We start from the raw sequence: 10,566 nt of genomic DNA, 5'->3' as shown, positions 1-10,566 counted from the left end.
TGCGCCCCCGGGTCATGCTCCGCCCCCCCCGCCACGAAGGCCACCCCGACCTGCGCGCCGCCGTCTTCTCCACCCGGGAGATCCGCACCCCCCAGGACCCCGGACACATGATCGCCCTGTCCGAACTGGTCGACCTCTTCGACGCCATCAGCCGCCTGCCCGACGACCAGATGGACGTCGCCGTCCTGCACTACCTGTGCGGCATCCCCGACCAGCGCATCCCCCACGTCCTCGGCCTGAGCCCCGCCATCGCCCACGCCGTCGACCACCACGCCCGTGCCACCGTCGAGGCCCTCCTCGACGCCCCCGACACCCGGGAGTGACCCCGCCCGTCATGTCTGCCATCGACCAGCTCCTCGCCCGAGCCCGCCTGCACCACCACCCCGACGTCCCCGACGACACCGTCCCCCACGACGACGGCACCCGCCCCGACGACCTCCCGGCCGCCCCCCTGACCGCCGACCCCTGCCACACCGGTCACACCGGTCACGCCGACCCGGCCGTGGCCCGGCAGCTCCACACGCTGTGCGAGACCGCCGTCACCGCCCTCACCCCCGACGTCCTGGCCTTCCTCACCGACCAGGTCCCCGACCACCACAGCGCCTGGCTCCTGGGCTGCGCCCTCCACCTCGCGGGCATCGAGGACGGCGCCCGCTTCTGGTGGCAGTACGCCGCCGGCGACGGCCACCCCCCGGCCTGCTACACCCTCTCCCTGCACCACCGCGTCCGCGGCGAACAGCACGCCGCCGCCTTCTACGCCCAGCAGACCGGCCTCGACCTCACCCCCGAGGCCGGGGTGTCGGAACCCCTCACCGTCGCCGGCGCGTGCCCGCCCACGGACATCCGCTTCGACGCCGGACTCCCCACCGTGCTCCGCATCCTCAGCGAACTCGCGGCCCCGGGCCGCCGCCGCCGGCCCCACCGCATCGACGCCCTGACCAACTACGTCGCCGACGCCGTCACCCCCCACTACGACCGCCACCCGAACATCGAACTGCCCGTCCCCGAACCCCGGTTCGCCGACCGGATCGACTTCCTCCTCACCGCCGCCCCACCGTGCAGGGCCCGCACCCGCACCCCCCGCGCCACCGCGCCCGCCCTGCCCGTCCGCACGGACCACGACCGGAACGAGGACCCCCGGGCACGGCCGTCCTGCGCACACCGGGGCGCGGCCACGCCCTGACCCGGAGCCGTCCCACCGTCGAGCCGGCACACGTCGAGCCGGGTTCCGTCCGGAACAGGAGGTTCGGGTCGGGGGGTGCGGAAACACCGGGGTCCCCTTCCCGCCGTGGCGGGAAGGGGACCCCGGTGTTTCCGATGGGCGGCGTCCCGCTGCACCGGCGGTGTCCGCGTCATGCTGACGGACGCCGCCGGTGCGCGACACGCGTGCCTGTCACGAAGGGGTGACCTCAGCGGCTGTTCTTCGACACGAACCGGAACAGGTTCGCGTTCTGGACCGAGTAGGTCAGACCCACATAGGCGGATGTTCCGCGAGTGGTGAGGAAGACGAACTCGTTGAACCGCCGGTGCTGGCTCAGGGCTGTCGCTTCCGTGCGGGGATCCGTCCCCGAACAGAGCAGGTAGCCGTCGGAGTCCGGGTGGTACGCGTTGAGCGTGAGGGTGTTCCCCTCTGCCGGGCTGTCCACCGAGCCGTTCGTCGAATTGAGATACCTCCCGTCCCGGTTGACCGCGTAGAAGCAGTCCTCACCGTTCCTGGCATCCGCTTCGATCATGGTGAACTCTTCGCTGGGGTCGTTGCTGTCGAGGACCGTCTCCAGCGGGGCGCCCTCCTCGGAGGAGCCGTTCAGCGGGCGGAGGACCTGACCGGGTGACTCGGTCGTGTCGGCGATCTCGTAGGCCTCCAGCGCCTGGTCGGCGTCCTGGAGGAACCAGCGCTGGCTCGAGTCCTCGACGTCCCAGTCACGGCCGAACAGCCGTTCCTGACCCGACACCACGACGGACGTGAGTGCCTGGCCGGTGTGGTGATTGACCAGCATCCACGTGTGATCGTCGCCCTCGACCAGAGCCCAGAGCGATTCGGTTCCGTACCAGTGCGTCTTCGTGTAGACCTCCGAGTCGGCCGTGTCGATCTGGCCGAGATAGGCACCGGAGTACACGTGGCGCACACGGTGGTATCCGGGGTACTCGGGATCCGCCTCGATCTCGAAGTTCTGCAGGGGCAGATGATTCGGATCGACCGGTACCGCGACCACCCGGCTGCCGTCACCGCTCTGCCCGGAGGGCAGGGCCGACTTCCCGGTCTTCGGGTGTGAGTAGTTGAGGTACAGGAAATCCCGGTGAGATTGATCTTGCTTGGGTTCGCCTACCTGGGGTTCAGCCAAGGTGAGGCCAAAAGCCACAATGCCGCGATGAGCGCGGTCCTGAGGGCATGAACATCGAGGTCTTGGTCGTGCCGGACTGCCCGAGCGAGGAGCCCGCGGCCGACCTGCTGCGGCGAGCGCTGGACGATATTGGTCTGCGCGACATCGGGTTCGCCACCCGCGTGGTCACGGGGCAGGAAGAGGCCGAGCGGATCGGCTTCACCAGCTCGCCGACCATCCTGGTCGACGGACGCGACCCGTTCGCAGAACCGGAGGGTCAGCCGAGATACGGCCGGAATGGATAGCAGCGCGATCTTGAGTGTGTGATCGGTGCCCCTGCGGACCGATGTGACACAGAACGTTGCCGAGTCGCCCCAACCGCCGGAGTGGATCTCCGCAGGTCGCCCGGGGCGGCTCGGGCTCTGTGTCACACGGCCGGTGCCCGTCCGGGGACGGGATTCAGCAGCAGCCGGGCGGCGTGTCGCCGGTGAGGAGCGCCTCGGTGAGGGGTCGGCCGAGCCGGTACGCCTCGAACACGGGCAGGACGGTGGCGCCAGGGTGCTGATCGAGCCGGTCCTTGCCCGCGTCGGGGGTGGCGAAGAAGTGGACCTGGTTGCAGAAGGCGGTGCGGATGGAGGCCGGGGCGTCGGGGGTGACGATCGAGACGACGGCGGTGGTCGGCTCCACGCTGGTGACCTGGTCCGGTTCGACGGTGAGGCGGACGGGGGTGCCGGTGGCGTGGCAGGGGGAGGTGACGCGGGCGGGGCGGCCGAGGACGGCGGGGAAGATGAGGGTGTCCAGCGCGCACCAGGTGTAGAGCTTGCGCCCGTCGACCTCGAAGTGGTGCGGGGTGGGGTTCTGGGTGAGGCCGCTGCCGGTGATCCGGCCGCTCTCGTCGTATTCGGTGTCGGGGTTGGCGGCGAGGGCCCCGCGGACCTGGTCGGGGGTGCGGCCGGTGGCCTGGGCGATCTGCTCGACGGTCACGGGTCGGCCCTGGGCGAGAAGTTGGAGGAGCGGGCGCCACAGCCAGGGGCGGGCGCTGGCGGCTCCGCCGCCGTTGAACGCGGCGGTCAGCCGGGTGGCGAGCTGCTGGGCCTGGGAGTCCATGGGCGCGGGTCCTTTCCGGTGGTGGGTGGGGTGGGTCAGCCGGCGCAGCAGGAGAGCTTGGCGACGTCGGAGGTGAAGGTCTGGGCGGCGAGCTTCAACGCTTCGGCCATGGTCAGGTAGGGGTGCCAGGTGTGGGCGAGCTGGTCGACGGTCATCCCGGCGGTGATGGCGTAGGTGGCGGCGGTGATGATGTCGCCGGCGCTGTCGGCCAGGACGTGGGCGGCCAGCAGCTTCCCGCTGCCGCGTTCGGCGATGAGCTTGACCAGCCCGCGGGTGTCCCGGTTGACCAAGGCTCGGGGGACGTTCTCCAGCGGCAGGGTGCGGGTCTGGTGGGCGATACCGGCCTCGGTCAGCTGGGCCTCGGTCATCCCGACCGAGGCGATGGCGGGGCTGGTGAAGGTGACCTTCGGCAGCGCGGTGTAGTCCAGGGTGCGCTCGACGCCGTCCAGGGCGTTGTCGGCGACCAGGGTTCCGTGCGCGGCGGCGACGTACACGAAGTCCGGGTGGCCGGTGACGTCTCCGGCCGCCCAGATGCGCGGGTTGCCGGTGCGCAAGTACTCGTCCACCACGACCTCGCCGCTCTCGCCGGTCTTCACCCCGACCCGCTCCAGGCCGAGTCCGTCGGTGACGGGCCGTCGTCCGGTGGCGATCAGCAGGCGACTGGCGCGCACCTGCTGCTCACCGTCGGGGCCGGTGAGGGTGGCGAGGATTCCGTCGCCGTCGCGGCGGACCGCACGGAGCTGGGTGCGGGTGTGGACGGTGATGCCCTCCTCGCGGAAGATGTCCTCGATTCCGGCGGAGATCTCCGGCTCTTCCCAAGAGGCCAGACGGGAGCGGACGGCCAGGGTGACCCGGCTGCCGAGGCGGGCGAAGAGCTGGGCCTGCTCCAGGCCGACGTAGCCGCCGCCGAGGACCAGCAGGTGCTCGGGGAGTTGCTGGAGTTCCATGGCGGTGGTGGAGGTCAGGTGGTCCACCTGGTCCAGGCCGTCGATGGGCGGCGCGGTGGGGGCGGAGCCGGTGGCGATCAGGTAGTGGGCGGCCTCGATGGTGGTGGTGCCGCCGTCGTTCAGCGCGACCTGCAGGACGGGGCCGTCGGCGAAGGTGGCGGTGCCGTGCACGATCCGCCAGCCGTACTCGGCGGCCAGGTCGGTGTACTTCTCCGCCCGCAGCTGTCCCACCAGCGTGTCCTTGCCGCCGATCAGCGCGGGGAAGTCCAGCGCGGGCTCGGTGGCCTGTATGCCGGGGAACCGGCTCGCCGCCTGGGCGCCGTGACGGGCCTCGGCGGCGGCCAGCAGCGCCTTGGACGGCACGCAGCCGACGTTCACGCAGGTGCCGCCGGTGATGCCGCGCTCGACCATCACCACGCTCCTGCCCTTGTTGCGGGCCGCGATGGCCGCGGCGAACGCGCCGGCGCCCGAGCCGATGATCGCCAGGTCGTAACCGGTGTGTGCCTGGAGCACAGCACTACCTCCCTCAGTGGGGTCCAGCGCCGCACGCCGGACCCATTCCTATGCGCCTTGCCGTATTGCAGATGGCCACCTTACTATGCGGGTAAGCAAATAGCTGCTGGTGGAAAGGCCCTGCCCATGAATACCCCTGTCCTTGCCGGATCCCCGGCCACGGCCGAGGTGCCGTGCACACACCTGGACACCACGGCCCGGTTCTTCCGCGCGCTCGCGGACCCCACCCGGCTGAAGCTGCTGGAGTTCATCCAGCGCGGCGAGCGCACCAGCGCGGAGTGCGTCGAGCACGCCGGGATCTCCCAGCCCCGGGTGTCGGTCCACCTGTCCTGTCTCGTGGACTGCGGTTACGTCAGCGCCCGCCGGGACGGCAAGAAACTGCGCTACTCCGTCGGCGACCCCCGCGTCGCTGATCTGGTCATGCTGGCCCGGTCGCTGGCCGCCGACAACGCCGCCGCCCTGGACTGCTGCACCCGCATCCCCGGAGAGGGAGAGCAGCGATGACGCCTCCGCCCACCCAGCCCGGTGACCGCCGCGGCGGCCTGCTCGGCACCCTCGCCGTGGTCGGCGTCGCCCTGCTGCCGATCATCTGCTGCGCCGGGCCGGTACTGCTGGCCAGCGGCGCCCTGGCCGGACTCGGCGGGGTGCTGGTCAGCCCCTGGCTGCTGGCCCCGGCCGCGGTCCTGATGGCCGGCGCTCTCGCCTGGTGGCTGCGCCGCCGCACCGGCAACGGCGATGCCTGCTGCCCCCCGGCCACCCGCACCGACCCGCACGAGGGCGACCTGCTCCGCAAGCACTGACCCGGTCGGCACAGGCTCCCCGCCTCCCGTTCTGCCGGCCACCGCCGCGCTCCCCCATCCGCTCCCTGCCGACCGGGACCACCCGTCCAGTCCCGGCCTTTCGAGGAAGGCCCGCACCACCCATGACCTCACCGCCCCCCACCGCCCGCCGCACCCGCCTGCGCCGCCGTACCACCCTGGCTCTGGCTGCGGCTGCCACCGCTGCGCTCACCCTGTCCGCCTGCGGTACCGACACCAAGGCGAACACCTCCGGTACGAGCGCCAGCAGTGGCAATGCCTCTGCCAAGGCGGACACCGTCACCCTCCTCGACGACACCACGCTGGCGGTGCCCGCGAACAAGCCCTCCGCCCTGTTCTTCTTCTCGGTGGGCTGCGGCGAGTGCGCCGGCGGCGCCAAGAACCTGGACAAGGCCGCCCAGGCGTTCGACAAGGCCGGGAAGAAAGCCAACTTCCTCGCGGTGGACATGGACCCGAGCGAGTCGAAGCAGACGATCAGGCAGTTCCTCGACTACATCAAGGCCCCGACTCTGCCCGCCACCATCGACAAGGGCGCCACCTTCTCGCTCCGCTACCAGGTGAGCGCACTGTCCACACTGATCGTCGTCGACCCGCAGGGCAAGGTCACCTACCGGGCCACCGACCCCTCCGCCGACCAGATCCAGGACGCCCTGAAGAAGGCAGGCGCGTGATGAACGGCCTGCTCGCCCTCGCCTTCGCCGCCGGGATGCTCGCCCCGGTCAACCCCTGCGGCTTCGCCCTGCTGCCCGCCTGGATCACCGCCGCCCTCGGCGAGAACGACACCTCCCCGGTGCCGGTACGCCTCGCCCGCGCTCTGCGCTCCGGCGCCGCCCTCACCCTCGGCTTCGCCGGCACCCTCGCAGCCGCCGGACTCATCGTCAGCGCCGGAGCCCGCGCCCTGATCCAAGCCGCCCCCTGGCTGGGCCTGGCCACCGGCATCCTCCTGCTGCTCCTCGGCGCCGTCATGCTCACCGGCCGCACACCCAGCCTGCGGCTGCACCTGACCACCGGCACCCGCCAGTCGGCGGGCCCGCCGACCGCCCGGCGCATGGCGGCCTTCGGCGTCGGCTACGCCGCCGCGTCCCTGTCCTGCACCTTCGGCGTGCTGCTCGCCGTCATCGCCCAGGCCCAGGCCACCGCCAGCTACGGCGGACTCCTCGCGGTCTTCGCCGCCTACGCCGCCGGATCGGCCGCCGTCCTGCTGCTCGTCGCAGTCACCACCGCCGCCGCGGGCGCCGCCCTCACCCGCAAGATCACCACGCTGGCCCGGCACGGCACCCGCATCACCGCCGCCATCCTCGTCCTCACCGGCGCCTACCTGGCCTGGTACTGGTACCCCGCTGCCACCGGCGGCCCCACCACCGCCGCCCCCGGCGGCGGCCTCGCCACCTTCTCCGCCACCGCCACCGCCTGGATCCAGGGCCACACCACCGCCATCGCCGTGACCGCCCTGGTGGTCGTCCTCGCCGTGGCGGCCGCCGCCATCCGCCACCGCACACGGCAGCCGGCCCCCCACTCCACTCCCTCCGGGACAGCCCCCTCCGCCGCTGCAGCGGACGACTGCTGCGCGCCCCAGCCCGTCCTCACACCGGCCGCCACCGACCGCGACAGCGACGGCCACTGCTGCTGACCCGCGCCCACGCCCAGACCCGCCGCGGCCGGGAACAGACCAAGCCCACGGCCGCGGGCGACTGCCGGAACGGAACCACCCATGACCACGACAGCAGCCCGCGACACGGCCTTTCCGGCCGAGCGGAGAAGCCCGCACGCCACGATCGGCGCCGACCGGTTCCTCGCGCTCCTGCTGATCCTGGGCGGCTTGCTCGGCCTGCTCGCCTCGGCCGTGCTCACCCACGACAAGATGAAGCTGCTCGCCAACCCGAACTACGTCTCGGCATGCAGCATCAACCCCGTCTTGTCCTGCAACAACATCATGAAGAGCTGGCAGGCATCCACCTTCGGCTTCCCCAACCCCTTCATCGGCTGGGTCGCCTTCCCCGCCGTCATCGCCATCGGCGCCGGACTGCTGGCCGGCGCCCGCTACCGGCGATGGCACTGGTGGGGCCTGCAGGCCGGCACCGTCTTCGGTATCGGCTTCATCACCTGGCTGCAGTACTCCTCGCTGTACGCCATCGGCGCGCTGTGCCTGTGGTGCACCCTCGTATGGGCCGTGACGATCCTCATCTTCTGGTACACCACCGTGCACAACATCCAACACGGGCTCATCCCCGCCCCCGACCAGGTGCGCCGCGCCGTGGCCGAGTTCCACTGGACGGTGCCCGTGCTGTGGATCGGCACCATCGCGGTGCTCATCCTCACCAAGTGGGGCAGCGCCCTGTGGGCCTGACCCCTCCTCCCCAGAACCCCGGCCCCGCCCCCCCGTCGGGCCGGGAGGGTGGCCGGCTGCCGCACCCCCCGGGCAGCAGCCGGCCACACCCTCACCCCGTCCGCCCAGCCCTGGAGCCCGGTCGATGCGCACGGCGCCCCCCAATGCCCTCATCCGGCTCCGCCGGATGCTCGGCCACCTGCTGACGGCCGCCCTCGCCGCGCTCGGGGCCCTCGGCACGGCCCTGGGCACCGGGCTGGCGATGATCGGCCTGTGCTGCGGCACCCCGGTCCTGACCGCTGCCGGTGCGGGAGCCGCCGCCGGAACCGCCGGGGCCGTCACCCACGGTCCCGCCGTGTGGCCGTTCTTCACCGCCGCGGCCGTACTCTTCACCGCCGCATGGCTCCTGCACCGCCGCACCACCCGCCGCGGCTGCCGCACATCACCCGAACAGACCCCCGCCTCACGCCCGCACACCCCAGACCACACAAGCTAAGCCCCGAATCCATTCGGCCAGGCGGAAAGCACGAAAGGAGCCTTCTGATGGTTCAGCGGTACGACACTCTGGTGATCGGCGGCGGCATGGCCGGACTCCCCATGGCGCTGCGCGCCGCACGGCACGGCCGGGTCGCCTTCGTGGAGAAGGAGAAACTCGGCGGCACCTGCCTCAACCGCGGCTGCATCCCCACCAAGACGATGATCGCCTCCGCCGCGGTGGCCCACCAGGTGCGCCGCGCCGCCGAGTTCGGCGTGACGACCACCGCCCCCACCGTCGATCTCGCCGCCGTCGTGGCCCGCAAGAACGCCATCGTCGAGACGATCCGCTCCGGCTCCTACAAGACGGTCGGCCGCGCCGAGCAACTCGACTTCTATCCCGCCGAGGGGCGCTTCGTGGCACCGAGGCGGCTGCGCGTGGACCACACCGACATCGAGGCCGACAAGATCTTCCTGGTCACCGGTCTGCGCACCGCCATCCCCCCGATCGACGGCCTGGAGACCACCCCGTACTACACCTCGCGCACCGTGCTGGACCTCACCGAGCTACCCGAGCACCTGATCGTCGTGGGCGGCGGCTACGTCGGCTGCGAGTTCGCCCAGATGTTCGCCCGCTTCGGCTCCCGCGTGACCCTCATCCAGCGCGCCGAGCGGCTGCTGCCCGCCGAGGACCCCGACATCTCCGCCGCCGTCACCGACGGCTTCACCGCCGACAACATCACCGTCCTGACCAGCACCACCTGCACTGCCGTCGAGGGCCGTCCCGGACACATCCGGGCCGGCTGCCAGGGCGGCGAGACCGGCGAGATCACCGGCAGCCACCTGCTCATCGCCACCGGCCGCACCCCCAACACCGACACCCTCGGCCTGGAACACCTCGGCCTCGAGCCCGACAAGCAGGGGTTCCTGCCCGTCGACGACCTGCTGCGCACCCAGGCCGCGGACGTCTGGGCACTCGGCGACATCCGCGGCGGGCCGATGTTCACCCACACCGCCCGCGACGACGCCGACATCGCCTACCGCACCACCTACCGCGGCCAGGACCGCACCACCGCCAAACGCGTCGTGCCGCACGCGGTGTTCACCGACCCCGAGGTCGGCTCCGTCGGCCTGACCGAACCCGCCGCCCGCGCCGCCGGATACGAGGTCCTCATCGGCCGCCAGGACTTCACCGGAGTCGTCAAGGCCCGCGCCATCGGCAACACCCGCGGCCTGATCAAATTCGTCGTCGACGCCGCCACCGACCGCATCCTGGGCTGCCACATCGCCGGCCCCGACGGCGGGAACCTCGTCCACGAAGCCGTCATCGCCATGACCTGCGGCGCCACCTACACCGACATCGCCCGAGCGATCCACATCCACCCCACCCTCGCCGAAGGCGTCAACACCGCCGCCGGCGGCGTCCACCGAGAGATCGGCACCTGACCCGCGCGCGTCAACACGGGGTGCCGCCCAGGGCTTCGAGTTCGCCCGAGACGGCGAGCTGCTGCAGTGCCGCCCGCAGCCGGGCCAGCTCCTCGATGCGCTCCTCGGCCCGGCGCAGATGCTCGTTCAGCATGACAGCGGCCTGCCCGCGCCGGGCTGCGCTGCCGTCCACGACGGCCAGGACCTCACTGATCTCGGCGAGCGACAGCCCGGCACTCTGCGCGGCCCGCACGAACGCCAGCCGAGTCACAGCCTGCCGCGGATAGTCCCGGTAACCGGACGAGGTGCGCGGCGGCGCGGGCAGCAGCCCGACGTGCTCATAGAACCGGACCGTCTACGTACTCACCCCGGCGGACGGCACCTACCTCTGCACCACAGGGCGTACCTCGCCCCCCGCCACCGACACGCTCAAGAAGCCCTACTATCCCTTTCGGCCGAATCTCTCTGACCCTCAGGAAGAGGCCGAGCGGATCGGCTTCACCGGCTCGCCGACCATCCTGGTCGACGGGCGCGACCGTTCGCAGAGCAGGGGCGCGTCCCGGGACTGATCTGCCGGGTGTACCGCACTCCGGACGGCCTTGCAGGTGTGCCGGGGGCGGAGCAGTTGCGGCAGG

13 protein-coding genes and 2 pseudogenes are annotated in these 10,566 nt (G+C 71.8%); 10 read left to right on the top strand and 5 right to left on the bottom strand.

Annotated features, from left to right (window positions below; all coding sequences use genetic code 11):
* Both B7767_RS35280 and B7767_RS46805 read left to right on the top strand, forming a co-directional pair.
* Positions 1 to 323 (top strand): annotated as a pseudogene (locus B7767_RS35280) (XRE family transcriptional regulator); the annotation flags it as partial.
* An 11-nt stretch (positions 324 to 334) separates the two neighbouring features.
* Entirely contained in the window at positions 335 to 1,183 is an 849-nt protein-coding gene (locus B7767_RS46805; RefSeq protein WP_085575623.1) for a hypothetical protein, read from the top strand.
* 226 nt (positions 1,184 to 1,409) lie between these two features.
* Here B7767_RS46805 and B7767_RS35270 read toward each other — a convergent pair whose 3' ends face one another.
* On the bottom strand, positions 1,410 to 2,342 hold the full coding sequence (locus tag B7767_RS35270; RefSeq protein ID WP_143652803.1) for an RICIN domain-containing protein: 933 nt from the start codon (positions 2,340 to 2,342) through the stop codon (positions 1,410 to 1,412).
* A gap of 47 nt (positions 2,343 to 2,389) precedes the next feature.
* Between B7767_RS35270 and B7767_RS35265 the strand changes: the two genes are divergently transcribed.
* Positions 2,390 to 2,626, top strand: coding sequence for a hypothetical protein (locus B7767_RS35265; protein ID WP_049803811.1), 237 nt, complete (start codon positions 2,390 to 2,392; stop codon positions 2,624 to 2,626).
* Between the two features lie 154 nt (positions 2,627 to 2,780).
* Here the strand turns inward: B7767_RS35265 and merB are convergent, their stop codons facing one another.
* Both merB and merA read right to left on the bottom strand, forming a co-directional pair.
* Positions 2,781 to 3,428, bottom strand: a complete 648-nt coding sequence (gene merB, locus B7767_RS35260) for an organomercurial lyase MerB (protein WP_085575621.1) — start codon at positions 3,426 to 3,428, stop codon at positions 2,781 to 2,783.
* A 35-nt stretch (positions 3,429 to 3,463) separates the two neighbouring features.
* Positions 3,464 to 4,888, bottom strand: coding sequence for a mercury(II) reductase (gene merA, locus B7767_RS35255; protein ID WP_013678699.1), 1,425 nt, complete (start codon positions 4,886 to 4,888; stop codon positions 3,464 to 3,466).
* A gap of 126 nt (positions 4,889 to 5,014) precedes the next feature.
* Here merA and B7767_RS35250 point away from each other — a divergent pair, with 126 nt between their 5' ends.
* From B7767_RS35250 to B7767_RS35220, 7 genes are all read left to right on the top strand, one after another.
* Entirely contained in the window at positions 5,015 to 5,392 is a 378-nt protein-coding gene (locus B7767_RS35250; protein WP_013678698.1) for a helix-turn-helix transcriptional regulator, read from the top strand.
* On the top strand, positions 5,389 to 5,688 hold the full coding sequence (locus tag B7767_RS35245) for a mercury transporter (protein WP_085575620.1): 300 nt from the start codon (positions 5,389 to 5,391) through the stop codon (positions 5,686 to 5,688). Before B7767_RS35250 ends, B7767_RS35245 begins: the two co-directional genes overlap by 4 nt.
* A 122-nt stretch (positions 5,689 to 5,810) precedes the next feature.
* Positions 5,811 to 6,377 (top strand): TlpA disulfide reductase family protein, encoded by a 567-nt coding sequence (locus B7767_RS35240; RefSeq protein WP_013678696.1) that lies wholly within the window; start codon positions 5,811 to 5,813, stop codon positions 6,375 to 6,377.
* Positions 6,377 to 7,336, top strand: coding sequence for a cytochrome c biogenesis CcdA family protein (locus B7767_RS35235; protein ID WP_013678695.1), 960 nt, complete (start codon positions 6,377 to 6,379; stop codon positions 7,334 to 7,336). Before B7767_RS35240 ends, B7767_RS35235 begins: the two co-directional genes overlap by 1 nt.
* Positions 7,337 to 7,417: 81 nt before the next feature.
* On the top strand, positions 7,418 to 8,053 hold the full coding sequence (locus B7767_RS35230; RefSeq protein WP_013678694.1) for a vitamin K epoxide reductase family protein: 636 nt from the start codon (positions 7,418 to 7,420) through the stop codon (positions 8,051 to 8,053).
* Positions 8,054 to 8,177: 124 nt separating this feature from the next.
* Positions 8,178 to 8,528 (top strand): hypothetical protein, encoded by a 351-nt coding sequence (locus B7767_RS35225; protein WP_013678693.1) that lies wholly within the window; start codon positions 8,178 to 8,180, stop codon positions 8,526 to 8,528.
* A 47-nt stretch (positions 8,529 to 8,575) separates the two neighbouring features.
* Complete coding sequence (locus B7767_RS35220) at positions 8,576 to 9,952, top strand: NAD(P)/FAD-dependent oxidoreductase (protein WP_013678692.1); 1,377 nt, start codon at positions 8,576 to 8,578, stop codon at positions 9,950 to 9,952.
* Positions 9,953 to 9,962: 10 nt separating this feature from the next.
* On the opposite strand, the gene B7767_RS35215 is transcribed toward B7767_RS35220, so the two are convergent.
* Both B7767_RS35215 and B7767_RS49430 read right to left on the bottom strand, forming a co-directional pair.
* A complete protein-coding gene (locus tag B7767_RS35215) occupies positions 9,963 to 10,184 on the bottom strand; it encodes a MerR family DNA-binding protein (RefSeq protein WP_373408266.1) in 222 nt (73 codons plus the stop codon).
* Positions 10,185 to 10,187: 3 nt separating this feature from the next.
* Positions 10,188 to 10,256, bottom strand: a pseudogene (locus B7767_RS49430) (heavy metal-responsive transcriptional regulator); the annotation flags it as partial.
* Positions 10,257 to 10,566: the final 310 nt, after the last annotated feature.

This window comes from Streptomyces sp. 13-12-16 (assembly GCF_002114215.1).
Taxonomy (GTDB): Bacteria; Actinomycetota; Actinomycetes; order Streptomycetales; family Streptomycetaceae; genus Streptomyces.
The sequence above is the reverse complement of the archived record's forward strand: the minus strand, read 5'-3'. Positions and strand labels throughout refer to the sequence as shown.

Bases quoted from the DNA above. Each gene is read 5' to 3' on its own strand.
- B7767_RS35225 (WP_013678693.1), top strand. From the start codon at position 8,178: ATGCGCACGGCGCCCCCCAATGCCCTCATCCGGCTCCGCCGGATGCTC.
- B7767_RS35250 (WP_013678698.1), top strand. From the start codon at position 5,015: ATGAATACCCCTGTCCTTGCCGGATCCCCGGCCACGGCCGAGGTGCCG.
- B7767_RS35235 (WP_013678695.1), top strand. From the start codon at position 6,377: ATGAACGGCCTGCTCGCCCTCGCCTTCGCCGCCGGGATGCTCGCCCCG.
- B7767_RS35265 (WP_049803811.1), top strand. From the start codon at position 2,390: ATGAACATCGAGGTCTTGGTCGTGCCGGACTGCCCGAGCGAGGAGCCC.
- B7767_RS35230 (WP_013678694.1), top strand. From the start codon at position 7,418: ATGACCACGACAGCAGCCCGCGACACGGCCTTTCCGGCCGAGCGGAGA.
- merB (WP_085575621.1), bottom strand. From the start codon at position 3,428: ATGGACTCCCAGGCCCAGCAGCTCGCCACCCGGCTGACCGCCGCGTTC.
- B7767_RS35245 (WP_085575620.1), top strand. From the start codon at position 5,389: ATGACGCCTCCGCCCACCCAGCCCGGTGACCGCCGCGGCGGCCTGCTC.
- B7767_RS35220 (WP_013678692.1), top strand. From the start codon at position 8,576: ATGGTTCAGCGGTACGACACTCTGGTGATCGGCGGCGGCATGGCCGGA.
- B7767_RS46805 (WP_085575623.1), top strand. From the start codon at position 335: ATGTCTGCCATCGACCAGCTCCTCGCCCGAGCCCGCCTGCACCACCAC.
- B7767_RS35240 (WP_013678696.1), top strand. From the start codon at position 5,811: ATGACCTCACCGCCCCCCACCGCCCGCCGCACCCGCCTGCGCCGCCGT.